We start from the raw sequence: 23356 nt of genomic DNA on the forward strand, positions 1-23356 counted from the left end.
CGTGCACGTCGTCTATCCCGCCGTGCTCGCCGCGCTGCTGTTCTCGATCGGCGTGTACGGCGTGCTCGCCCGGCGCAACACGATCCTCGTGCTGATGTCGGTGGAACTCATGCTGAACGCGGTCAACCTCAACCTCGTGGCCTTCGACGTGTGGCTGCGCGACGTGCTGCACGGCGGGCAGGTGCTCACCCTGTTCGTCATCGTGATCGCCGCCGCCGAGCTGGGCCTCGGCCTGGCCATCGTGCTCGCGGTCTTCCGCAACCGCCGCACCGTCGAGATCGACCAGCTGCGCGACCTCGCCGAGATCCCACCACCCGAGGACCCCCCGCCGGCCGTGCCGGACGGCGGCGCACCCGGCGGCTTACCCGGTGGCGGGCTGCCCGAGCCCACCCCCGCGCGGGGCGGTGCCCGGTGATCGGCGCCGCCGCGGCGGTCGTCCTGCTGCCCTTCCTCGCCGCGCTCGCGGGCCTGCTCGCCACCCGCCGCCCCTGGGCGTCCTCCGCGCCCGGTGCCGTCGACCGGCCCGCGTACCGGCGGGCCGCGCTCATCGCGGTCGTGCCCGCCGCGGTGTCGTTCGTGCTGTCGGCCTGGCTGGCGGTGTACGTGCTGCTCGGGAACTCCATGCCCCGCTCGTACGCCGACTACAGCGGCACGGCGGCCGGCACGGAGCCGTTCTGGGAGGCGAACCTGCCCGGCACCGTCGAGGGCAGCCTGACGACGATCGGCACCGGCTCGGTACCGATCGACGTGGGCCTGCGGGTGGACGGCCTGGCCGCGCTGATCGCCGTGCTCGTCACCGTGGTCGCGCTGGCCGTGCAGGTGTACTCGGTGGGGTACATGCGCGACGAGCCGCGCTACCCGTCGTACAGCGCCTTCATCAGCCTGTTCACCAGCGCCATGCTGCTGGTCGTGTACGCCGCCGACCTGCTGGTGCTGTACGTCGGCTGGGAGATCATGGGCCTGTGCTCCTACCTGCTGATCGCGCACTGGTGGGAGGACCGGGCCAACTCCCGGGCCGCGGTCAAGGCGTTCCTCGTCACCCGGACCGGTGACGTGGGCTTCCTGTTCGGCATCTTCACCCTCGGCCTGTCCGCCGGGAGCTTCCGGATCACCGAGGTCATCGCCGCCGTGCCGGACATGCCGGCCGGCACGCTGGTGGCCGGGACGCTGCTGCTCCTGCTCGGCGTCGCCGGCAAGAGCGCCCAGGCGCCCCTGCACACCTGGCTGCCGGACGCCATGGCGGGCCCCACGCCGATCAGCGCGCTGATCCACGCCGCCACGATGGTCGCGGCGGGCATCTTCGTCGTCGCCCGCCTCTACCCCGCGTTCCTCGCCGCCCCCGCCACGCTGAACACCCTCGCCGTGATGGCGTCCGTCGGCATGCTCGGCGCCGCGCTGGCCGCCCTGGCGCAGGACGACCTGAAACGGGTCCTCGCGTACTCGACGATCAGCCAGCTCGCGTACATGGCGGGCGGGCTCGCCGCCGGGTCCGACGTGGCGGCCGTGTTCCACCTCGTCACGCACGGGGCGTTCAAGGCGCTGCTGTTCCTGTGCGCCGGGGCGGTGATCCACGCCGTCGGGTCGAACCTCATGAGCGACATGGGCGGGCTGCGGCGCACCATGACGGTGACCTTCCCCGCGATGACCATCGGCTTCGCCGCCCTCGCCGGGCTGCCCCCCGCCAGCGGGTTCTTCAGCAAGGACGCCGTGCTCGCCGCCGTCGAGCACGCGGCCACCGAGGGCGCGCCGCTCGGCGGCGGCGTCGCGTGGCTGCTGCTCGCCTGCGCGCTGCTCACCGTCGCGGTGACCGGCGCGTACGCCGCCCGCGCCTGGCTGCGCACCTTCTTCGGCGAACCCCGCGTGACCAACGTCCCGCTGCCCGAGCCCGAGCCCGGCGTGGCGCACGTCTGGGACGGGCGCGAGGCGCCGCGCTCCATGTTGTGGCCCATCGGCGTGCTGGCCGTGCCGGCGCTGCTGCTCGGGTTCACCGGGATCGGGCTGGTCTCCTGGGGGTCCGCCGGGGTCAGCGTGCTCGCCGCGCTGCTCGGCGCGGGGACGGTGTACCTCGCCTGGCGTGCCGCGCCCGCCGCCGACCCGGCCAGGATCCTCGGGCCGCTGCGTCCGGCCTGCGCGAACGCCTTCCACGTGGACACGGCCTACGCCCTGATCTTCGTCCGGCCGGTGCTGTGGCTGGCCCGGGTGGTCGCCCGCGCCGACGACTCGGTGGTGGACGGCGCCGTCCGCGGCTCCGGCACCGCGACCACGGCCCTCGCGGGCTGGCTGAGACGCGGGCAGACGGGCAACGCGCAGCTGTACCTCACCGGCGTGCTGGCCGGGCTGCTCATCCTGGTCGTCGGGGCGGTGGTGTTCGGATGATCCTCGTCGCGATGCTCGCCGCGCCGCTCGCCGGCGCCCTCGTCCTGCTGGCCCTGCTCGCCCGCCGCCCCTCCGCCGAGACCGCGCAGGTGGTCCCGTGGTTCGGGGTCGTGGTGTCCGGGGTGACGCTGCTGGTGGCCGTCGCCGCCGCCGCGGTGTTCGACTACGGCCGGGCCGGGCGGATGCAGCTCCAGGTGGACCGGGAGTGGATCCCCGGCCTCGACCTGCGCTTCCACCTCGGCGTGGACGGCATCTCGCTGCCGCTGGTCGTGCTGACCGCGCTGCTGACGTTCCTGTGCTTCGTGTACCTGGTGCGGCACCGTCCCGAGGAGGGACGGCTCCCCGAGCTGGCGTTCACGCTGCTCGTGCTGGAAGTCGGCATGATCGGCACGTTCCTGGCGCTCGACCTGCTGCTGTTCTTCATCTTCTTCGAGATCGTGCTGATCCCGATGTACTTCGTGATCGCCGTCTGGGGCGGCGCGGAACGCCGCGCCGCCGCCGTCAAGTTCATCCTGTACACCCTGCTCGGCTCGGCCGTCCTGCTGCTCGGCCTCCTGCTGATCTGGAGCCACGCCGGCACCCTGGACATGGTGCGCCTCGCCGAACGCCACGGCGAGGGCGTCCCGCACACCCCGCAGATCATCGCCTTCCTGGCCGTGGGCATCGGCTTCGCCGTCAAGGCCCCCATGTGGCCCCTGCACACCTGGCTCCCCGCCGCCCACACCGAGGCCCCCACCGTGGGCTCCGTCCTGCTGGCCGGTGTCCTGCTCAAGATGGGCACCTACGGTTTCGCCCGCATCGCCATCCCCGTACTCCCCGAAGGCGCCGCCGTCCTGGCCCCCTGGCTCGGCGCCTTCGGCGTGGCCGGCATCATCTACGGCTCCCTGGCCTGCCTGGCCCAGCGCGACCTCAAACGCCTGATCGCCTACTCCTCGGTGGGCCACATGGGCTTCGTCCTCCTCGGCCTGGCCACCCTGACCCCCGCCGGCATGAACGCCGCGCTCTTCGCCAACATCGCCCACGGCCTGATCACCGGCCTCCTGTTCTTCACCGTCGGCTCCCTGAAGGACCGGTACCACACCGCCGACCTCTCCCGGCTCCCCACCGGCCTCCTCGGCACCCTGCCCTACCTGGCCTCCGTGTTCACCTTCGCCTGCGTGGCCTCCCTGGGCCTCCCCGGCCTGGCCGGCTTCTGGGGCGAGATGCTCGCCCTCCTGGCCGCCTTCCAACCGGCCGAAACCCTCTCCCGCCCCCTGTTCCTCACCTACATGGCGATAGCAGGCATAGGGACCATCCTCACCGCCGCCTACTTCCTCCGCACCCTCTCCCGCACCACCCACGGGCCTCCTGCCGAACTCCCCGTCCCCGTGGCCGTGGCCACGCTCCCCGACAGCCTCGAAGACGAAGCCGAATCGGCCCGCGAGGCCATGGTCGCGGAGACGTCCCCCGTCCCGGAGCCCCGCGTCCAGGACGTGACCGCCTACGAACTGGCCGCCTGGACCCCCCTGGTCGTCCTGATCCTGGCCTTCGGCCTGTGGCCCAAAGCCCTCCTCGCCCTGACCGACCCGGCCGTCCGCGCGCTCCTGGGGGCACCGTGATCCAGTCGATCGACTACGCCGCCATCGCGCCCCCGCTGATCCTGGCCCTGATGGCCGGCCTGGTCCTCCTCCTCGACGCCTTCCTCCCCCGGGCCCCCCGCAACCGCACCGTCCTCGCCGCGGTGACCCTCGCGGGCGTGCTCGCCGCCCTGGGCGCCCTGATCACCCAGGCCGCCTCCGGCCGCACCCTGAGCACCTTCTGCGTTCCCCCCGACCCGGCCCACCCCATCCGCTCGTGCTCGTACGTCGTGGACGACCTGACCCTGATCTTCGCCGGGGTGGTTCTGGCCTCGGCCGTCGTCATCGTCCTGCTGTCGGTCACCCAGCTGGCCACGGTGGAACGGCCGGGGAGCACCATTCCGGCGGGGGAGTGGTACTTCCTCCTGCTCTGCACGCTGACCGGGGCCGTCACGCTCCCTGCCTCCCGCGACCTGATCATGCTGGTCGTCGCGCTCGAACTCGTCTCGCTTCCGATCTTCGCGCTGGCCGCGCTGAAGCGGTACGACGCGAAGAGCTCGGAGGCGGCGCTGAAGCTGTTCCTCGTCTCGGTGATCTCCACCGCGGTCATGCTGTTCGGCGTCTCCCTGCTGTACGGCCTCACCGGCTCGGTGCACCTCGACCGCATCGCCGAGACCCTCGCCGGCCGCGTCCCCACTCCGGCGGGCTCTCCGGCCGGCGTGCTCGCCGTCGCCATCGTCCTGGTCCTCGCCGGCTTCGCGTTCAAGGTCGCGGCCGTCCCGTTCCACTTCTGGGCGGGCGACGTCTACCAGGGCGCCCCGGTCCCGATCGCCGCCCTTCTCTCGGTGATCTCCAAGGCCGCCGGATTCGCCGGGCTCATCCTGGTCCTCACCATCGCCCTGGCCGGGCAGGCTCCCTTCTGGGCCCCCGTCGTCGCCGTACTCGCCGCCCTCACCATGACCACCGGCAACCTCCTGGCCCTGCGCCAGCGCGACGCCGTCCGCCTGCTGGCGTGGTCCTCGGTCGCCCAGTCCGGCTACATCCTGGCCCCCCTCGGCGTCCAGAACCCGGACGCCGTCGCCGCCGCCACCGCCTACCTGGCCATCTACGCCGCGATGAACATCGGCGCCTTCGCCGTGATCATGCTCGTCGCCCGATCAGGCGACCTGGACGACCACCGCGGCCTCGCCTTCCGCCACCCCGCCGCCGCCATCTCCCTGGCCTTCTTCCTCATCTGCCTGGCGGGCCTCCCGCCGGGGCTGGCGGGCCTGTTCGCCAAGATCGTCGTCTTCCGCGAGATCGTCGACGGCGGCGGCGCCTGGCTGGCCGTCGTCATGGCCGTCAACACCGTGATCGGCCTCTACTACTACATCGCCTGGACGGCCCGCCTCTTCATCCCCACCCCCACCACCGTCCCCACCACGGCGGACACCATCCGCACCGGCGCGCGCCCCGCCGCCATCGCCGTGGCCGTCGCCCTCGCCCTGTCCGTCGCCTTCTCCCTGGCCCCCCAACTCATCCTCTCCGCCGTGGGATAGAAGCCCGCCCCACCACGACAACGGGAACGTTCAAGCAGGCCACGGACGTTGCTTGGGTGGAGCCACCACGGAGGGGAGGATCCCGTGCACCACAACAGCCTGCGCACCGCCGTGCTGCTGGGTGCGCTTTCCGCCCTGATCCTGGTGGCCGGCGCATGGCTCGGCGGCGTCTCCGGCCTGCAGCTCGCCGTCGTCCTGGCCCTCCTGACCACCGGCGTGGCCTACTTCTTCTCCGACCGCATAGCCCTGTCCGCCATGCGCGCCCGCCCTGTGAGCGAGGTGGAACAACCCACCCTGTACCGCATCGTCCGCGAGCTCTCCACCGACGCCCGCCAGCCCATGCCCCGCCTCTACATCTCCCCGACCATGCAGCCCAACGCCTTCGCCACCGGCCGCCACCCGCGCCGCGCGTCCATCTGCATGACCTACGGCATCCTCCAGACCCTGAACGAACGCGAGCTCAGGGGAGTGGTGGCCCACGAGCTGTCGCACGTCTACAACCGCGACATCCTGATCTCCTCGGTGGCCGCCGCCCTCGCCACGATCATCACCTACTGCAGCTACATCGCCGTCTTCTTCGGCGGTTCCCCCGACGACGACGAGGGCCCAGGCTTCCTGGGCGGCCTGTTGATGATGTTCCTGGGCCCCGTGGCCGCGGGCATGATCCAGATGGCCATCTCCCGCTCCCGCGAATACCAGGCCGACGAATCCGCCGCCCTGCTGACCGGCGACCCCCTGGGCCTGGCCGCCGCCCTCCGCAAAATAGAGATGGGCACCCGGGCCATGCCTCTCCCCGAAGGCAGCCGCCTGACCTCCGCCTCCCACCTGATGATCGCCAACCCCTTCCGAGGCACCGGCATAGGCCGCCTCTTCAGCACCCACCCCTCAACCTCGGCCAGAGTCTCCCGCCTGGAACAAATGGCCGGCTACCGCCGCTGACCCCCATGCTGCGCGTCCCCTGGCTCCCGGGCCAGTTCCCCCCATCCGAACTGACGCAGACGAAAACGGTCCCGTACTCCCAGGCGAAAGCCCTGAATGGAGTACGGGACCGCCAGGAAAGTCACTCCCCGGGCAACCACCAGGTCCAGACATCCGGCTTCATCCGGAATGAATCGATCTTGGTCAGCTCCCCGGTGGACGGATCCACCCGCCGCGCCGTGGCCCGGTCCGCCAGGCCGGAGAGGTTACCGCGCACTCCCCACACGACCAGCTTCCCGTTCTCGTCCCAGTACAGCCGGTAAGGCATCTCCCCGGCGGGAAGATTCAGCTCCAGCGCGGGCGAGATGGCGTCCGTGGACAGGTCGTACTGCCGCAGCCGAGGCTTCCCGACCCCGGTGAGCGGCGTGATCACCAGCCCCACCGTCACCTGGTCGTCCGCCAGCGCGATGGGCGAGTTGTTGGACGCCACCTGCGGCACGACCCGATCCTCACCCGGGTTCCCCTCCGTGTCGTACACGGTGAACCCGGTCGTGTTGTCCTCGGTGAAGTTGGTCGTGAGCACGTGAGTCCCGTCCGGGCTGAACCCCTGGACGGTGTCGAACCCCGGAAGCTGAGCCATCCCCCCGCCCCGCAGGTCGACCAGCAGCGAGGGCAGCGACCCGTCGGCGTCCCCGTAGTCGATCGCGACCCGATCCCCTTCCCGGGACAACTTGATCGAGAGATCCCCCATCCCCAGCCCCTTGGGCACCTTCGCCGCCTTGCCGGGAAACGCCCGCGACGACCCGCCGGCCACGTTCTTCCACACGAGCTTCCGGTCCGACTTCCGGAAGTACACGACCCGGCTGCCGTCCCCGCTGATCGCCAGCGGTGCGTTGGATCCCTTGTCGACCTTGCCGTTGGGCAGCCGCGGGAACACGGTCGCGTCCCCCAGCGTCACGGTCTTCCCGTTCCGCAGGGTCAGCTTCCACGACCCGCACGGCCTGCTGACCAGCCCCTTCACGCAGGAATTCAGCCAGGCATAACGTACGGTTTTGGCGCTTGTTGCACTCTTTGTGGTGCTTTTCGAGGACGCAGCGGCGGAGGCGGCTCCCGTCCTCGCCTCCGCCGGACCTGTCGCGATGGTCGCCGTGGCCGCGGTGGCCACCGCGAGCAGGGCGAGCGTACGCGCATGCTTCATCGGCACATCCTTTCGTCACCTCAATAGATGCCGGACAAACCGGGATAGTTGGGTCACAATTAGGTGTCAGATAGGCGGCTGATCATGCACGGTCGACGTATGACCGGAATCCGCCCTAGTGGTGCTTATGTGACAAGGGTGACCACGAAACTTCAACGCCGTCCCGCCGAGGGGATGCCCCCATCCGGATATGCGTCTACCGTCACGGATATGGGGCACTCCTCCTTCAACATCCGCCTGAACGACCTCCAGACCGAGGCCCTCATGCGCCAAGCGCAACTGGAGGGCCGCAGAGTCGAGGACATCATCCGCGGCGCCGTCCAGCGCCACATCGACGGCAGGCAGGCGGCCATCACCCTGATGACCCGCTGGAGCCTCGACCGCGAGGACCTGGAGGCCGCCGCCGCGGCCCTCAACGTCGAGCCGCTCACCGACGAGGAATGGACCCAGGCGATCCGTCCCCCCGCCCCCCGGACGCGGGTGTCATGATCCCCGGACGCGTCCTGGATGTCAGCGCCCTCGTCGACATCGCCGTAGCCAAAACCCGCTACTCCCGGCACATCGTCGCCATGTGCCTCTACCGAGGAGGCGGCCTCTGCGTCCCGTCGTCCGCTCTGGCCGCCGTCTACTCGATCGCCCCCCTGGACACCCAGGCGGAGCTGTTCGACCTGATCATGGGTCCCGGCGTCACCATCGACGACCTGACCGCGGGCAAGGCCCCCGACGTCGGCGAACTCCTTGACGGCTCCGCCGACGTCGTGGCGGGCCACGTCGTCTGGTGCGCCCGCCAAACCCATTGGCCCGTACTGACCGATCGAGGCGACCAGCTGGCCCTGCTGGACCCGCACATCATGATCGACCCGATCACCTGAAGCCGCTGTTCTAGGCCGGCTGGTAGGTGTGAATCACCGCACCCGTGCTGGTCGTCTTGGTGTCCACCAGCCGCAACGAGGTGGGCACACTCCCACCCTCGAACAGCCGCTTCCCACTCCCGAGGAACACCGGGAAGTACCACAGCCGGTACTCGTCGATGAGGTCGTGCTCCATCAACGTCCGCGCCAGCTCGCCACTCCCGTGCACCTGCAGCTCGTTCCCCGGCTGCGCCTTGAGCCGCGCCACCTCGTCCGCGACGTCCCCCGTGATCAGGATGGAGTTGTCCCACTCCAGCGAGGTGAGCGTCGTCGACACCACGTACTTCGGCAGCTTGTTGAGCCGGCTGGACACCGGGTCGTCCTCATCCACGATGTTCGGCCAGTGCGCCGCGAAGATCTCGTACGTCTTCCGTCCCAGCAGGAAGTCATCCGCCAGGAGAAAGTGCTCGGACACGAACGTCCCCATGTCCTCGTCCGCGAACGGAATCAGCCACCCACCCTTGTCGAACCCCCCACTGGGATCCTCCTCAAGCGCCCCCGGCCCCTGCATGACCCCATCCAGCGAAAGAAACGTGGTCATCGTCAATTTCCGCACAGCGCTCTCCCTTCTCAGAACCTGCTCACCACCGCTCCGAACAGCCACCACGCGGCAATGGTCCTACTGAGAAGTCCCCGCTGTATACACGCAGAAATGCGCTCCTTCCGGGGTTGAGCATTCCCCCCAGAAGGAGTAAAAGCCACAAACCAAAACCAAGGCGGGTGGGGACCAGGAAGGAGACCGCGCCCCAGACCGACCCCCGAAACGGCCCTCAAGCACGCACCGGACCGCCGACCAGACCGACCCCGAAACGGCCCTCCGGCACGTAACCGGACCGACCCCCGACCGGGCTCAAGCACGCAACCGGAACGCCGACCAGGCCGGAGCCCCCGAGTCGCTGCATCTAAGCCGGACAGCTAGACGCCGACCCGGGGCGGAACCCACGCGAGTCAACCTGCGCCCCCGGCCCTGGCCACCCCACCCACCCGCTAACCACTACCGGTAGTTGGTGAACTGCAGCGCGATGTCCAGATCCTTGCCCTTCAGCAAGGTGATCACATCCTGCAACTCATCCTTCTTCTTGGAGCTCACCCGCAGCTCCTCCCCTTGGATCTGTGCCTTGACCCCCTTGGGCCCCTCATCCCGAATGATCTTCGAGATCTTCTTGGCGTGCTCCTGGTCGATCCCCTCCTTGAGCGCCACCACCAGCCGGTACTCCTTCCCCGACAACTTGGGCTCCCCGGGATCCAGCACCTTCAGCGACAACCCCCGCTTAATGATCTTCTCCCGGAACACATCAAGAACGGCGTTGGCCCGCTCCTCACTGTTCGCCTTGATCTCGACGTCCTTACCCGACCAGGCGATCGCGGCCCCCGTCCCCTTGAAGTCGAACCGGTGCCCAACCTCCTTGACCGTCTGGTTCAGCGCGTTGTCGACCTCCTGGTGGTCGATCTTGCTAACCACGTCGAAGCTACTGTCGGCCATCGGTATAGGTGTCCTCTCTACTCCCCATCGACCCTAGCGACCCAACCCACCCCCTGTGCAGATCGCCCGCCCCGCGGGTTGTCACAGTCACCCCGGAAGTCCGCTATTCTTCTTCCTGTCCCCGCACACAGCGGACGACACGGCAGGTTGCCCGAGTGGCCAAAGGGAGCGGACTGTAAATCCGTCGGCTCAGCCTACCCAGGTTCGAATCCTGGACCTGCCACCCGCAGTACAGAGGCCCTGACCAGTACAAACGCTGGTCGGGGCCTCTTCTGCTTTCCCGGGGCCATGCAGCCAGACGCAGCCAGAAGCGGCCGGATGTCACTGCTCCCGGAATATACGCGGAATGGATCATGGGCTGTTTGCCCAGGTCGCGCACCATGATCTGGAGTCTTTCCGGAATGCCTCCCACCCCAGCAATGCCGAAGGGCCCTGGAGCCATCCGGAGCCCTTCACGCCTCACCCGTCAAGGCGGCAGCGCTCCGCGCCGCCGCACGGGCCGCCCTCGCCCGCGGGCCGGGCTGCGGCCTCCGGCCGGTCCCGGCCCGCAGCGAAGCGGCCCGCCCGCCGCACCAGCACCCGCCATACCAAAGCCGCATCCGCCGCCAGGGGTGGCGCACTGCCGCCGCACGGATGCGGCACGACGATCGCCTGTGGGTGGCCGGTCACTGTTGGGGTTGGGGGCGATCGGAGGTCCAGGGCTTCGTTCCTCAGCCCCGGCCCACCGGGAATCGGGCTGAGCCAGCATCACGAGTGACGGTGAGATGTCAACGCGGGTGTTGCGCTGTTCGCGTGGTAATCGGTGTGCGATTCTTCGGTCACAGGCAGGAAGGTGGGAGCGTGAGCGGTGGCCGATGGCAGGAGCACCGTGTCCTGATCGCGGTGGTTGTTCTGGCCGGGTTGGGTGCCACGTCGGCGGTTGTGACGGCGTTCAAGGTGACCAGCCCGTGGGTGATCGGTGCGGCCGTCGTGGGTGTGGCGGTGGCGGGGGTGCTGTCGGGGTTTGTCCAGGAGCGGTACAAGCGGCTGTCGGTCCGTCGTGATGAGAACGCGCTGAAGGTGCAGGACGGGTGCCTGGTGTTGGCGAACGGGCGGCTGCCCAAGGTGGCGCAAATCGACGACCCGGTACGGCTTGGCGTGCACCCCGCCCTGGTGCTCGCTTCCGTCACCGGCACGCAGCCGCCAGCGTACGTTCCGCGTGATGTCGATGAGGCGGTGCGGGAACGATTAGCCGAGGGGGGGTTTGTGCTGCTGGTCGGGGATTCCACCGCAGGCAAGTCCCGCACCGCGTTCGAGGCCATGCGCACTACCGTGCCCGAGCATCTGCTGATCGCCCCGCATGACCGCACCGCGCTGCCGGCCGCCATCGAGCATGCCGCCCGTGCCGATCGTTGTGTGCTGTGGTTATCGGACCTGGAACACTACCTGGGCACCGCCGGATTGACCCGCGAGCACATCGCCCGCCTAACCACCGACAGCAAGGGCCACCGCATCATCCTGGCTACGCTGCGCAGCGCCGAACAGGCCCGCCTGACCAGCCCGCCCAACGACGGTGACCAATCCGTCCGCTCCGCCGCACGTGAGATCCACGAGACGCTGGAGCAGGCCGCGCCGGTCCGGCTGGTCCGCATGTTCAGCCCCGCCGAAGTGGACCGGGCCCGATTACGCACTTGGGACCCCCGCATCGCCTCAGCCGTGGACAAGGCCAAGGAGTTCGGCATCGCCGAATACCTCGCCTCCGGCCCCGAGCTACAACGCGACCTGGACAACGCCTGGGACATCGGCGCCAACCCCCGCGGCGCCGCACTGGTGGTCGCAGCGATCGACTGCCGCCGCGCTGGCTACACCAGCCCCGCACCCCGGAAACTGCTGGAACACCTGCACACCGACTATCTCAACGCCATGGGCGGCCACCGCCTCCAACCCGAATCACTGGACCAGGCATGGCAATGGGCCACCCGCCCCCGCCGCGCCACCACCGCCCTACTCACCGCCATACAAGGCCCCGACAACGATCAGGTCGTGGTCTTCGACTACCTCGTCGACCTGGCGCAACAGCAACAAGGACCACTCGCCCACGTCGCCGAAACAGTGATCCGCACCGCTCTCACCCATGTCACAATCGCCGAGGACGCCGACCAAATCGCCACCACCGCCCAACATCAAGGCAGATACCACCTCACCGAAACAGCACAACACCTCTCCCTCACCCTGCGCCGCCGGGTGCTGGGTGAGGACCACCCTTCCACATTGACCAGCCGGGACAACCTGGCGTTCGTGCTGTGGGCGTTGGGGCGGTTGGAAGAGGCCGAGGCCGAGCACCGGGCCGTGCTGGCGGTGCGCCGCCGGGTGCTGGGTGAGGACCACCCTGACACGTTGACCAGCCGAAACAACCTGGCGGGCGTGCTGAGGGATTTGGGGCGGTTGGAAGAAGCCGAGGCCGAGCACCGGGCCGTGCTGGCCGTGCGCCGCCAGGTGCTGGGTGAGGACCACCCTTCCACATTGACCAGCCGGAACAACCTGGCGAACGTGCTGAACACTTTGGGGCGGTTGGAAGAGGCCGAGGCCGAGCACCGGGCCGTGCTGGCGGTGCGCCGCCGGGTGCTGGGTGAGGACCACCCTTCCACGTTAATGAGCCGGGACAACCTGGCGGTCATGCGAAGGGATTTGGGGCGGCAGGCCGAGGCCGAGGCCGAGCACCGGGCCGTGCTGGCCGTGCGCCGCCAGGTGCTGGGTGAGGACCACCCTGACACCTTAATGAGCCGGGAGAACCTGGCGGTCGTGCTGAGGGCTTTGGGGCGGTTGGAAGAAGCCGAGGCCGAGCACCGGGCCGTGCTGGCGGTGCGCCGCCGGGTGCTGGGTGAGGACCACCCTTCCACGTTGACCAGCCGGGACAACCTGGCGGTCGTGCTGTGGGCGTTGGGGCGGTTGGAAGAGGCCGAGGCCGAGCACCGGGCCGTGCTGGCGGTGCGCCGCCGGGTGCTGGGTGAGGACCACCCTTCCTCGTTAATGAGCCGGGAGAACCTGGCGGTCGTGCTAAGGGATTTGGGGCGGCAGGCCGAGGCTGAGCACCGGGCTCTATAACACTATAAGATCCGGAACATGTCCGGAATGCTGTTGCGCGGGAGAAACTCAACGTGCTATCGCGCCGCAGGTCAGATAGTGGTAGGAGCCGAGAGCCGCGACGGCCTGTAAATCCGTCGGCTCAGCCTACCCAGGTTCGAATCCTGGACCTGCCACCCGCAGTACAGGGGCCCTGACCAGTACAAACGCTGGTCGGGGCCTCTTCTGTTGTTTCGGGGACATGCAGCCAGAAGCGGACGGATGTCACTGACCGGCCGCGGCTTCCGAGGTGTCCCATGCGACGTGGCCCGGGTGGGCGTTACGGTGCCGGGAGGTGGGCGGCGCTCGGGGTGTTCGGCTTCAGGGGGATCGCGGTGCTGGGGCTGAGGGCCGTTGTTGGGTGAGGTGGAAGCCTGATCGTTCCGCCTGGCGACGATCTGGGGTGGTTCTGGGTGCGTGATCGCGCGATGTGGGGCGTCGGTTTCTATTTCAATCTTCGCCGCCGTGTGGTGCGAGAACAAGACTGTTTCTGGTCGCTCAGGCTTGTGAGACTGCTGGGCATGCGGTTTCTTGGGCAGCACGCGCCTGCTGATCTCGTTCGTCGACTCGCGCATGTCCGCTGGATTGCCGGCGGTACCGGCGCTGGTAAGAGCACCCTCACTCGGTCCCTGGCGGGACGGCAGGACCTGCTTGTGTATGACGGGGACCGTGCCGAACAGGGCTACATCGACCGGTGCACCGCGCAGCGACAGCCTTACCTGTTCGCATTGCTGCGGACGCCGCTGGAGCAGAGATGGACGGGACGCACCGCGGATGAGATCTTTCAGGCCATGCCCAGTCTGCACGGCGAGACATTCGGATTCGTCATCGAAGACCTGCTTGCTCTGCCTGCCGACCGTCCCGTGCTCGTCGACGACTTCCGTACCCTGCCGCGAGATGTCGCGCCGCTACTGACGCGCCGTGAGCAAGCCGCCTTTCTGCTGCCGACACCCGAATTCCGCCGCAATGCATTGGGCGCCCGATTCGCCGACCCAGCCAGAGCGCGAGCCAACTGGGGAAGCAGTGACCATGCCGACGCGTTGGCCAAGCGACTGGCCCGCGACGAACTCTGGGATGAAGAAGTACGACACCAAGCACTCGAACTCGACTTGCCGGTCCTGCAGGTCGACGGCTCTCGAAACGTTGCCGAACTCGCCGACGAACTGGCTGCGATGTTTCACCTGCGGGATATGCGCGCCACAGAGTGTGATGTCGCCGTCAGCCGGCGTCCTGGAGGTGTGGCTCCTTGTCGTCGCTGAACGTGATCACCATGTATCTGCCGTTGGCGTAGCTGATCACGGGGCGGTGGAGGGTTTCACCTACTCTGCGGGCGACGCCCTGGAACAGGTCCACCAACTCGGGGGTGTCGGCGCTCACTCTGAAGCGGCCGCTGGTGGTGAGGTGTTCGGTGACGAGGAGGGCGAAGTTCGCTTCGGCTCGGGCCTTCTCGTCCGTGCTCAGGGGGGTGCGGCGGGGGGCGGGCTGGGTGTTCGGGGGGTGGGGCATTGCCGATCTCCTGGTGATCGTTGGGATCTCAGCATGTCAGCTTGTGGGGTGGAGGCGGGCGGATGTCGACTAGGTCACGTCGCGGGGTGGGGGGGACCAGGTGTCGCAGGCTCCGGGCTTGCCGGAGTGGTAGCCCTTTTCCAGCCAGCGGAGTTGGGTGGCTAGTTTTCCGTGGTCGAGGGCCCACTGTCTGGGAATGGTGCCGATGTACTGGTCGCGGAACGCCTGCCATGGGGGGAGGTCGTTTCTTATCGCGTGGAGGGCTACTCCTGCTAGGCATTCCGCCTGTAGTTCCAGTCGTCTGCTGATCAGGTCCTTGGCCTTGCGGGTTCTCGCCTGTTCTGTGGCTTGGTACTCGTAGTCGGAGATGCCGGATTGGGCTTGGACGTGGTGGGCGTACTCGTGGGCCACCAGTTCTGCGGCGTAGGCCGTCGCCTGTGGATATCCAGTGGTGTATTTCAGGATGACGTAGTAGGTGAAGGTGCGCTGGCAGTAGGTGCCGTCTGCCTCCTTGCTCGGCATCAGGCCGCATCTGCGGTCGCGTACGCGGTGTCGTGGGAATACCCGGCGGGAGGGCCAGAAGGACATGTCGGCTTTGGCGAACTCGCGTAGCCAGATTCGGTCGAGGCAGGTGGACACGCCGTCCATGTATTTCTTGTAGGACTTCCAGCCGCCGGAGCCGACCCCGGGCAGGCGGCATGAGCCTTTGGTGCGCGGGGCGGCGTAGAGAGGGTTGTCCTCGACCGTCTTGCGGGGCGGGGACGTCGGGGCTGGGGCGGGTGGGTGCGTCGTGGGGGCTGTGTACGGCGCCTGGGGCGGGGGGCCGGCGGTCATCGGGAACTCCTCGGGCAACGGCTCGTCGGAGCACGACACACAGAGCGCTAGGAAGATGGCCGTGAGGGCGAGGGGGAGTGAACGGCGCACGGTCCCGCAGCGTAGGGGCGTTTTATTACGAAAAGGGCAGGCCCGGCGGCGTCATGGTTTGGTGCCGCTTTGGGCGGCTCGAATCGTTGTGGCTTCGCCATCGAGCATGAGTATGTGACGCGAGTGGCCGGTGGGAGGATTGCGACTTCTCTAGAGTATGTGGAAGTTCCCGACAAGGTGTGTCGGAACTCCTGAGCAGTTGTGCGGCCAGGATCACAGCAGAGAGGTTCGGCATGGACCGCGACGGCCTTCCCGGGTCCCACGAAGAGGGGCCTTACCAGCAGGCGGCTCCCTTGGGGGGTGAGAGGAGCAACGAACCGGCGCGTACGGGGGGTGACCTGCTGTCGGACGGGTGGACGCCCGGCCAGGAGACCGCTCACGCTCTGAGCGACGACGCGTCGGGCCTTGCCGGCGGGGACCGCGAGGACGACCACGAACCAGTCGAGAGCCTCGAAGGGTTCGACTATCTGTACCGATCCGAGGGGCCTGAGGCGTCCGGCGACCACGAGCGGACCGAAGGGGACGAGCCGGAGTGGGACACCGACGGGGGTGGGGACCGCGGCTTCCTCGGGTCGGGGTGGACCGGCGAGAGCGACCCTGAGGAGCAGAGGGGGAACAAGAACAAGCAACTTGTGCTCGCCATGGTCGCGATCGTTCTGCTGACGGTCGCAGGGGGCTGGATCCTGTCCTCGTCGGTGGGGTCCAGTCCGGTGGCCGAGTGCTCGGCGTCCGGCGACTGCGCGTCGGGGGGGCAGCAGGGGGCCGCGGTGACCGGCAGTCCGACGGCCGGGCCCAGTCTCAGCGATCCGGCCACCGCTGGGCCCGAGGACACCGGGGCACCGCCGGTGGAGACGCCTGGGCCTACCACTTCCCAGGTGCGGGCGACCGACCAGCCGACTTCCCGGCCGACGCCGACGCGTACCCGCGGCCAGTCCGCCCGGCCGTCGCCTCGGGCCAGTAGCCGGCCGCAGCCGTCGGACCCGCGGATCGAGGACGAACCCCAGCGGTCTCCGGCGCCTCCGCCGACCTCGGAGGCGCCGCGACCGGCTCCGAGTCCGACGAAGACCGAGAACGGCGGGGTGCTCGACTGGTTGTTCTGAGCGGTGGACGGCTGTCCGGGGCCGGGCGGCCTCGGTTCCGTGGTGCGGGGCCCGTCACCAGGGTGGTGGCGGGCCCCGTTGGTCGGGTGGTGAGGTTACTGGCCGCGGCTGGTGGGGTCGACTCGGGCGAAGGTCAGGAGGTCGATCATTCGGAAGTCGCCCGCGGGGCCGGAGCGGCGGGGGAGGGTGGGGGTCCAGCGGGGGTTGGTGCTCAGGTAGGAGGCCGAGTCCAGCTGGAGGAGGCCTATGAAGACCTCGCCCACGATTCGGGCGCCCACGCCGGCCAGGCGCTGGCCGCCGGCCATCAGTTCGGCCTCTTTGAGGACGTAGTACCACAGCGGGGTGTTGCTGGGGAGGCCGTGGCCGAACTGCTGGAGCTCGGGGAACTCCTGGGCCCAGAGGGGGGAGATGCCCATGGCCTGGGCGATGGTCTGGCCGCTGGGGATGGACCACGTCATGTGGCGGAGGAGATTTCTCTGGGGGAGGGAGATCGGGGGGTCCCCGGAGCTGATGGCGCTCAGAGGGAGTTGGAAGAGAGGGCTGGAGATCTTGCTGTCTATTCGCTTGTTCGGACGGACGTTGCCGTCGCCGAAGTCGAAGAAGGTCTGCCAGCCGATGAAGCGGCGGCGGGCTCTGGCGCCGCCCCGGAGGTCCACCGGATCGGCCTGGCCTTGCCCGGCGGGGTCGAAGATGAAGCCGAAGAACGGGGTGCCGTCGGCGTTACCGGCCAGGTTGGCGCGGTAGGAGGGGCGGACCATGCTGTGGCCGAAGCGGTAGGCGGCGCCCTGGAATTCGACGGGGATGAACTGCTGGCCGGCGGCGGGGCGGTAGTAGCGGCGGCCGGTGGTGAGGAGTTCCGTCACCAGCGGCTGGCCGATGACCTGGGGGAGGAACTCGTGCACGATGATCCACTGGTAGTGCCAGCGCACTATCTGGCGGGCGGCGTTGAAGACGCTGCCGGTCTGGCCCTGGGAGCGTAAGAGGTCCACGACGCGGTTGTGGAACAGGAGGAACGCGGCCTGGAGGCCGGAGATTATGAGGTTCTCGTCGTTGCGGGGGTCGCTGATGATCGCGGTGCCGGTGGAGGTGCGGGGGAGGTCCTCGAAGAGGCCGCCGCTTTCCAGACGGAACTTGTCGGGGTCGGCGGGATTGTAGAGCTGGGGGGAGCCGGTGGGGCCCTGGCCGTAGACCGAGTCCAGGTCGAGGCCGGGGGTGCGGGTGTTCGGGCTCTGCTCGGGAGCGGTGGGCCGGCCGAGGGGGGACGTCTGGTCGAAGGTCATGTCGTGGTCGAGGAACTGACCGAAGAACGTCGTGCCGGCGGTGTGGGTGCTGTTGTCGAGGTTGTTGGGGCTCAACTCGGGGTTGGTGATCAGACGGATCGGGCCCTCTTGGAGGGGATCCTTGGCGTCGATGACGCCGCCGAGCTTGCCCATCTCGCGCAGGGCGGTCTGGAGTGAGGGGGGCCCGCCGTTCTGCAGGTCGGCGAAGGCGGGGAGGTTGAAGATCCGGCCGAACCGGTCGGGAGCTAAGGCGAGGCCGCCTGCTTGAGATGTGGTGACTTTGGCGAGAGCCTCGGCGGGGGTCAAGGTCAGGGCTCCGGCTGCGGCGCCAGCCCCGACACCTGCGAGGAATCTGCGTCGGCTGAGGGGGGAACGCTGCTCGTCCGTACTTCGCTCTTCTGCCATGTTCGCCTTCCGGATGGAAACACGACTGCCCCTCACAAGATCATTAAGAGGCAGTTAGAATGTTTACCCAATACTTATGGGCGATGTGATGGCGGCACAACGGCGTATGGGTGGCGTGAATCCCTTGGGGGTTATTGGCCGTTCAGTCTCATGATCGGAGCGGAGGCCGATATGGCCTCTGGCTTGGCGTTAAACGGCCCTTGACCAGCAGGGATGAGATCTGGGCCTGCTTTTGTGACAGGTAGGTTACGGCTATTGACAAAACCGGTTCAGCGTGTTTTTTTCAATCACGGATTACCCGTCGGGATAGCGGAAAGAGGATCTGGGGGAGTAAAGGCCCCAGACGCTGTTCGGTGGGGCTGAGGGCCGGGGCCGGTTGTGAATCGTGCCGGTGGGGCGCGATACCGTGCTTTTCGTGCTACGGAACGACGGGGTCGGGGAAGGCGAGGGGCTCTCCGCGGGAGGCTGGGAGGCTTCGTCGCGGGTGACGTTGCGGCGGATCGGGCCGGGGGATCAGGAAGAGTTCCTCGAACTGGTGCGGCTCAGTGCCGGGTTGCTCCATCCGTGGATGCCGCTGCCTGCGACGCCGCAGGAGTTCCGGCTTTACCTCGGGCGGTTCGGCGATCCGCTGTCCGCGGAAGGGCTGCTGGTCTGTGTGAGGGACACCGGCGCCATCGCCGGGCACGTCAGCATCAACAGCATCATCCGCGGGCGGTTCCAGAACGGATCCCTCGCGTACGCGGCATTCGCCCCTTTCGCGGGGCAGGGGTACATGTCGGAAGGGCTTGGACTCCTGTTGCGGTACGCGTTCGGGAGCCTGCGGCTGCACCGGCTGGAGGCACAGATCCAGCCGGAGAACCATGCCTCGCTCAATCTGGTCAGGCGGCACGGGTTTCGGTACGAGGGCCTCTCGGCGCAGCTGCTGTTCATCGACGGGGCCTGGCGGGACCACGAGCGGTGGGCCATCACCAGTGACATGGTCGACGGGGTGCCGACCGATCCGCATCCGAGCCTGCCCGTTCGTTGAGGTGAGGGCTGGGACGGGAGGTGGGTGGAGGTCAGCGGGGGGCGGGGAAGCCGGGGGGCATTTGGATGGGGGCGCCGGATTGGGGGGCGCCGGCCACCAGGACGGTGGAGCCTGCCATGTAGGAGAAATCGTCGGTGGCCAGGGAGACCACGGCCTGGGCGATTTCTTGGGGGGTTGCCATGCGTCCCAGGGCTGAGACGTTCAAGGGGCCCCAGGCTCGTTTGAAGGCTTGCCATACGGGGTCCGGCAGGCCTGGGGGGCGGACCAGGGGGGTGTCGGTGGTGCCGGGGGCTATGGCGTTGATGCGGATGCCTTTGGGGCCGTAATCCATGGCGGCGGTGTCCACTATGCCCTTGATGGCCTGTTTGCTGGCGGTGTAGGCGGTGCCGCCTGGGCGGCGGGACTCCGAGGTGGTGCAGATGATCACGCCGTGGCCTGCGGTGAGCATGTGAGGGATCTCGTACTTGATGGACAGGAAGACGCCGCGGGTGTTGGTGTGGTCTACGTCGGTCCAGTTCTCCAGGGTCATTTCGTGGAGCGGTGCCGTCCTGGTGATGCCTGCGTTGTTGAACGCCACGTCCAGGGCGCCGTACATCGTCACGGTGGCGTTTATGAAGCCGCGTAGTTGGTCGGGGTCGCGTACGTCGGCCCGGATGTAGCGGGCGGTTCCGCCGCGTTCCCGGATCGCTCGTTCGACTTGTTTGCCTAGCTCGGCGCGGCGTCCGCAGAAGGCGACCTTCGCGCCCTCGGCGGCGAACGCCTTGGCGGTGGCTTCGCCGATGCCTGAGGTGGCGCCGGTGATCAGTACGACCTTTCCGGCGAATCGGGCACGGGGTGGGGGCGTCGGGGGTGGGGTGGTGGGGGGCGGGGTGAGGTACGGCGGGATGCCCACCGCACCGGCGAACCCGGCGGCGCCCGCCGCTACGGCGGCCAGCCCGAAGAACGCCCGTCGTCCCCGCCCGGCCTTGGCGGCCTGCTGGACGGGTCCGCCGGCTGGCGATGCCGGCTCGGCGAGGTTCGATGCCGGTCCGGGGCCAGGGGGCTCGTTCTCGTGTGTGGTCACCGTGAGCGGTCCCTTCGTGCGCTTGGTGAAGTGGCCGGGTGGCTTGGGTCAAGCGTCGCCGCGTGGGTGTGCCGGTTGCTTCCCTCGGAAGGTCGTATCGCCCCGCCCTTTCGGACGGCCTCGGGGAGGAGGCCGGAGTGGTTGGGTCCTGGGCGATATGCGGCTGAGCTTGCCCGTGGTGGTTGGTGGTCGGGTTTGGCCCGGTTGTTGGGGTGGGCGCTGGGCCGTTCTGGACGGCGCGGGTGCCCCAGTCAGGTGTGGTTCCTGCGGGTGACGTCGCCTGGGGGCGGGGACGGCCGGGTGCCTGCGGTTCGTACGGGTGGTGCCGTTCTGGACGGCGCGGGTGCCCCGGTTAGGTGTGGTTCCTGCGGGTGACGTCGCCTGGGGGGCGGGGACGGTCGGGTGCCTGCGGTTCGTATGGGTGGTGCCGTTCTGGACGGCGAGGGTGGTTCGGGGGGGTTTGCGGCGGCGATGGGGGCTTGGTTCGGTAGGTGGGGGTGGTTTGGGGGGGTGGGGGTTATGTGGGGGTTATGCCGGATTGGACGGCTAGGACGGCTAGGCGGACTCGGTTGGGGCAGCCGGTTTTGGTCATCAGGTTGGCTATGTGGGTTTTTACGGTTGTTAGGCCTAGGTGGAGGCGGTCGGCTACTTCGGCGTTGGAGAGGCCTTCGCCTACCAGGGCCAGGACTTCTCGTTCGCGGGTGGTGAGTTTGGGTTCGGGGGTGGGGCGGGGGGTGGTGGAGGGGTGGCGGGAGCGGATGGCGTGGGTGACCAGGCGGCGGAGGACGTCTTGGCTGAACGGGCTGTCGCCGGCGGCGGCTTTGCGGACTCCGTCCAGTAGTTCGCCGGGGGAGGTGTCCTTGACGAGGAAGCCGCAGGCGCCGGCGGCCAGGGCGGGGTAGAGGTGGTCGTCGTCGTCGAAGGTGGTCAGGGCGACGACTCTGGTGGTGGGGCGGGACGCCAGGATGCGTTCGGTGGCGGCTATGCCGTCCATGCCGGGCATGCGCAGGTCCATCAACACCACGTCGGGAAGCAGACGGTCGGCCAGGCGGACGGCGGCGCGGCCGTCTTCCGCCTCGCCGACCACGATGAGGTCGGCGGCGGACTCGCACAGCATGCGCAGGCCCGCGCGGACCAGTTGCAGGTCGTCGACGAGCAGCACCCGGATCACGGCTGTACCTCCTGACCGTCGTTCACGTGGTCGCCGGGCAAGGGCTGGCCGGGGATGGCGGGGAGGGCGGCGGTGAGCCGCCAGCCGGCACCGGTGGCGGCGATGTCCCGCGCCCCGGTGGCCGGTGGCTCGGTGGCCGGTGGCTTGGTGGCCGGTGGCTCGCGGTCGGCGGGGCCGGCCTGGAAGCGGTCGGTCGGGTCGGCCTCGAAGCGGTCGGTCGGGCCGACTTGGAAGTGGTCGGTCGGGTCGGCTTGGAAGTGATCGGTGGGGCCGGCTTGGAAGCGGCTGGTCGGGTCGGCTTGGAACTGGTCGGCTGGGTCGGCTTGGAAGTGGTCGGTCGGGTTGGCCTCGAAGTGGTCGGTGGGGCCGGCTTGGAAGCGGCCGCCGAGTAGTTCGACGCGTTCTCGCATGCCGATCAGCCCGTAGCCCTGGCCGGGGGGGTGAGGCACACTGTCGTGGCCCTGGCCTCCGTCGTCGGTGAGTTCAAGGCGGACGGCGCCGTCGGGGGCGCCTTCTACGGACAGTCGTACTCGGGCGGCGGGGCCCGCGTGTCTGGCGATGTTGGTTACGCCTTCCTGGCTGAGCCGCAGCACGGTCAGTGCCCGCACGGCGTCCAGCCGGTTGATCGACGGGTCGAGTGATGCGTCCACCAGCAGGCCGACCTGACGGCCGCGGTCGGCCACCTCCTCCAGGGCGGCGACCAGCCCTTCGGGGTCGACCAGCGGGAGGCCGGGCTCGTCGCGGACGCCGGCGGGGTCGCGCAGCACCCCGACGAGCCGCCGCAGGTCGCCGAGGACGGCGGTGCCGCTGGCGTGCACGTCGTCCAGCGACTGGCGGACCCGCGGGTCGAGTGTGGGCAGCACGTGGCGGGTGACGCCGATCCGCAGCACCATCGAGGCGACGTGGTGGGCGACCAGGTCGTGCAGCTCGCGGGCGATCGTGACCCGCTCTGCGGCCCGCACCGCGCGGGCGTCCGACTCGCGGCGCCGCCTTTCCTCCTCGGCGCGCAGCGCCTCCGCCTCCGCGCGCTCACGGTCGGCCTCGGCGCGCCGGGACTCCGCCTCCGCGCGCTCATGTTCGGCCTCCGCGCGCTCATGTTCGGCCTCCGCGCGCTCACGTTCGGCCTCCGCGCGCCGGGCCTCGGCCTCCGCTCGTTCGCCCTCGGCCGCGGCCCGGCGGGCCTCCGCACGCGCTCGTCCCTCGGCCTGTACGGCGAGTCGCCGCGTCATGCGGATGTACCCGGCTACCAGCAGCGGACCGCCGATGACCACGCCGAGGCGGTACAGCAGCGGTGGCAGGCCGGCGGGGAGTGTCTCGAACACGTGGGCCACGTAGCCGGCGGCGACCGCGGCCGAGCCCCAGATCACCTGGTGGCTCGGGCGGCGCGCGGCCAGCTCGAACAGCGCGACGCTCGCCGCGATCTTGACCATCGCCACCGCGCCGGGCCCCGCGAGGTCCCCGACGCACGTCAGCAGCCCGGCGTGCCCGATCACCGCCGCGAGCGGGGCCACGCCGGCCACCACGCCGACGGCCACCAGAGCTGCGGTGAACCCCCAGTCCCAGGACCCCGGCGGGGTGCGCGGGTCGGTGAGCAGCATGAGGTATCCGGCCGCGAGCACGCCCAGCACCATCAGCCGCACGAGAAGGTACCGCCGCCCGAACAGCTGCTCGGCCTCGAGTAGGAGCAGCCCTACGCCCACCCCCGAGCGGCGCGGACGTCCACTGTGGCGCACGCGGCCCTCCCTCGGCGGATGTACGGCGGCGCATCCGCTCCCATCGTGAACGATCACGCCCCGCC

General features: G+C 69.1%; 20 protein-coding genes and 2 tRNA genes. 13 read left to right on the top strand and 9 right to left on the bottom strand.

What is annotated here, in order from left to right; genetic code table 11:
- The first annotated feature begins 1 nt into the window (after position 1).
- The 5 genes from nuoK (at position 2) to htpX (ending at position 6409) form a co-directional block, all read left to right on the top strand.
- The gene (nuoK, locus tag ACFP1K_RS01000; RefSeq protein WP_449329144.1) at positions 2-415 is read left to right on the top strand and encodes an NADH-quinone oxidoreductase subunit NuoK; all 414 of its coding nucleotides are present in this window, start codon (positions 2-4) and stop codon (positions 413-415) included.
- Positions 412-2376, top strand: a complete 1965-nt coding sequence (locus ACFP1K_RS01005; RefSeq protein WP_380746050.1) for an NADH-quinone oxidoreductase subunit 5 family protein — start codon at positions 412-414, stop codon at positions 2374-2376. The genes nuoK and ACFP1K_RS01005 overlap by 4 nt, the downstream gene beginning before the upstream one ends.
- The gene (locus ACFP1K_RS01010) at positions 2373-3974 is read left to right on the top strand and encodes a complex I subunit 4 family protein (protein WP_380746052.1); all 1602 of its coding nucleotides are present in this window, start codon (positions 2373-2375) and stop codon (positions 3972-3974) included. The genes ACFP1K_RS01005 and ACFP1K_RS01010 overlap by 4 nt, the downstream gene beginning before the upstream one ends.
- Positions 3971-5470, top strand: a complete 1500-nt coding sequence (locus ACFP1K_RS01015; RefSeq protein ID WP_380746054.1) for an NADH-quinone oxidoreductase subunit N — start codon at positions 3971-3973, stop codon at positions 5468-5470. Before ACFP1K_RS01010 ends, ACFP1K_RS01015 begins: the two co-directional genes overlap by 4 nt.
- Before the next feature lie 84 nt (positions 5471-5554).
- Entirely contained in the window at positions 5555-6409 is an 855-nt protein-coding gene (gene htpX, locus ACFP1K_RS01020; RefSeq protein ID WP_380746056.1) for a zinc metalloprotease HtpX, read from the top strand.
- 121 nt (positions 6410-6530) lie between these two features.
- On the opposite strand, the gene ACFP1K_RS01025 is transcribed toward htpX, so the two are convergent.
- Positions 6531-7409 (bottom strand): hypothetical protein, encoded by an 879-nt coding sequence (locus ACFP1K_RS01025; protein ID WP_380746058.1) that lies wholly within the window; start codon positions 7407-7409, stop codon positions 6531-6533.
- A gap of 387 nt (positions 7410-7796) precedes the next feature.
- On the opposite strand from ACFP1K_RS01025, the gene ACFP1K_RS01030 reads away from it, so the two are divergent.
- Positions 7797-8075 (top strand): hypothetical protein, encoded by a 279-nt coding sequence (locus tag ACFP1K_RS01030; protein WP_380746060.1) that lies wholly within the window; start codon positions 7797-7799, stop codon positions 8073-8075.
- Positions 8072-8458 carry a hypothetical protein gene (locus tag ACFP1K_RS01035; RefSeq protein WP_380746062.1) on the top strand — a complete coding sequence of 129 codons (387 nt, stop codon included), beginning with the start codon at positions 8072-8074 and terminating at the stop codon, positions 8456-8458. Before ACFP1K_RS01030 ends, ACFP1K_RS01035 begins: the two co-directional genes overlap by 4 nt.
- Positions 8459-8468: 10 nt before the next feature.
- Here ACFP1K_RS01035 and ACFP1K_RS01040 read toward each other — a convergent pair whose 3' ends face one another.
- Together ACFP1K_RS01040 and ACFP1K_RS01045 are read right to left on the bottom strand one after the other, a co-directional pair.
- Positions 8469-9038, bottom strand: a complete 570-nt coding sequence (locus ACFP1K_RS01040) for a dihydrofolate reductase family protein (RefSeq protein WP_380746064.1) — start codon at positions 9036-9038, stop codon at positions 8469-8471.
- 453 nt (positions 9039-9491) lie between these two features.
- Positions 9492-9980 carry a YajQ family cyclic di-GMP-binding protein gene (locus tag ACFP1K_RS01045; protein ID WP_380746066.1) on the bottom strand — a complete coding sequence of 163 codons (489 nt, stop codon included), beginning with the start codon at positions 9978-9980 and terminating at the stop codon, positions 9492-9494.
- Between the two features lie 141 nt (positions 9981-10121).
- Here ACFP1K_RS01045 and ACFP1K_RS01050 point away from each other — a divergent pair.
- The 4 genes from ACFP1K_RS01050 (at position 10122) to ACFP1K_RS01065 (ending at position 14341) form a co-directional block, all read left to right on the top strand.
- Positions 10122-10203, top strand: a tRNA-Tyr gene (locus ACFP1K_RS01050).
- 617 nt (positions 10204-10820) lie between these two features.
- Positions 10821-13064 carry a tetratricopeptide repeat protein gene (locus ACFP1K_RS01055; protein WP_380746068.1) on the top strand — a complete coding sequence of 748 codons (2244 nt, stop codon included), beginning with the start codon at positions 10821-10823 and terminating at the stop codon, positions 13062-13064.
- A gap of 66 nt (positions 13065-13130) precedes the next feature.
- Positions 13131-13219, top strand: a tRNA-Tyr gene (locus tag ACFP1K_RS01060).
- A gap of 276 nt (positions 13220-13495) precedes the next feature.
- Positions 13496-14341, top strand: coding sequence for a hypothetical protein (locus ACFP1K_RS01065; protein WP_380746070.1), 846 nt, complete (start codon positions 13496-13498; stop codon positions 14339-14341).
- Here ACFP1K_RS01065 and ACFP1K_RS01070 read toward each other — a convergent pair.
- Together ACFP1K_RS01070 and ACFP1K_RS01075 are read right to left on the bottom strand one after the other, a co-directional pair.
- Complete coding sequence (locus tag ACFP1K_RS01070) at positions 14301-14588, bottom strand: hypothetical protein (RefSeq protein WP_380746072.1); 288 nt, start codon at positions 14586-14588, stop codon at positions 14301-14303. The two genes, ACFP1K_RS01065 and ACFP1K_RS01070, sit on opposite strands and share 41 nt — an antisense overlap.
- Positions 14589-14657: 69 nt before the next feature.
- Positions 14658-15422: a neutral zinc metallopeptidase gene (locus ACFP1K_RS01075; protein ID WP_380746074.1), complete on the bottom strand. Its 765-nt coding sequence runs from the start codon at positions 15420-15422 to the stop codon at positions 14658-14660.
- 383 nt (positions 15423-15805) lie between these two features.
- On the opposite strand from ACFP1K_RS01075, the gene ACFP1K_RS01080 reads away from it, so the two are divergent.
- Positions 15806-16612, top strand: a complete 807-nt coding sequence (locus ACFP1K_RS01080; protein WP_380746076.1) for a hypothetical protein — start codon at positions 15806-15808, stop codon at positions 16610-16612.
- A 95-nt stretch (positions 16613-16707) separates the two neighbouring features.
- On the opposite strand, the gene ACFP1K_RS01085 is transcribed toward ACFP1K_RS01080, so the two are convergent.
- Positions 16708-18198 carry a peroxidase family protein gene (locus ACFP1K_RS01085; protein WP_380746078.1) on the bottom strand — a complete coding sequence of 497 codons (1491 nt, stop codon included), beginning with the start codon at positions 18196-18198 and terminating at the stop codon, positions 16708-16710.
- 514 nt (positions 18199-18712) lie between these two features.
- Between ACFP1K_RS01085 and ACFP1K_RS01090 the strand changes: the two genes are divergently transcribed.
- The gene (locus ACFP1K_RS01090) at positions 18713-19324 is read left to right on the top strand and encodes a GNAT family N-acetyltransferase (RefSeq protein WP_380746080.1); all 612 of its coding nucleotides are present in this window, start codon (positions 18713-18715) and stop codon (positions 19322-19324) included.
- A 31-nt stretch (positions 19325-19355) separates the two neighbouring features.
- Here ACFP1K_RS01090 and ACFP1K_RS01095 read toward each other — a convergent pair whose 3' ends face one another.
- The 3 genes from ACFP1K_RS01095 to ACFP1K_RS01105 all read right to left on the bottom strand — a co-directional run bounded on the left by ACFP1K_RS01095 (position 19356) and on the right by ACFP1K_RS01105 (position 23291).
- Positions 19356-20387 carry an SDR family NAD(P)-dependent oxidoreductase gene (locus ACFP1K_RS01095; RefSeq protein ID WP_380746082.1) on the bottom strand — a complete coding sequence of 344 codons (1032 nt, stop codon included), beginning with the start codon at positions 20385-20387 and terminating at the stop codon, positions 19356-19358.
- A 517-nt stretch (positions 20388-20904) separates the two neighbouring features.
- Entirely contained in the window at positions 20905-21558 is a 654-nt protein-coding gene (locus ACFP1K_RS01100; protein ID WP_380746084.1) for a response regulator, read from the bottom strand.
- Entirely contained in the window at positions 21555-23291 is a 1737-nt protein-coding gene (locus ACFP1K_RS01105) for a sensor histidine kinase (protein WP_380746086.1), read from the bottom strand. The genes ACFP1K_RS01100 and ACFP1K_RS01105 overlap by 4 nt, the downstream gene beginning before the upstream one ends.
- Positions 23292-23356: the final 65 nt, after the last annotated feature.

The sequence above is a fragment of the Sphaerisporangium aureirubrum genome (assembly GCF_042658925.1).
Lineage (GTDB): Bacteria > Actinomycetota > Actinomycetes > Streptosporangiales > Streptosporangiaceae > Sphaerisporangium > Sphaerisporangium aureirubrum.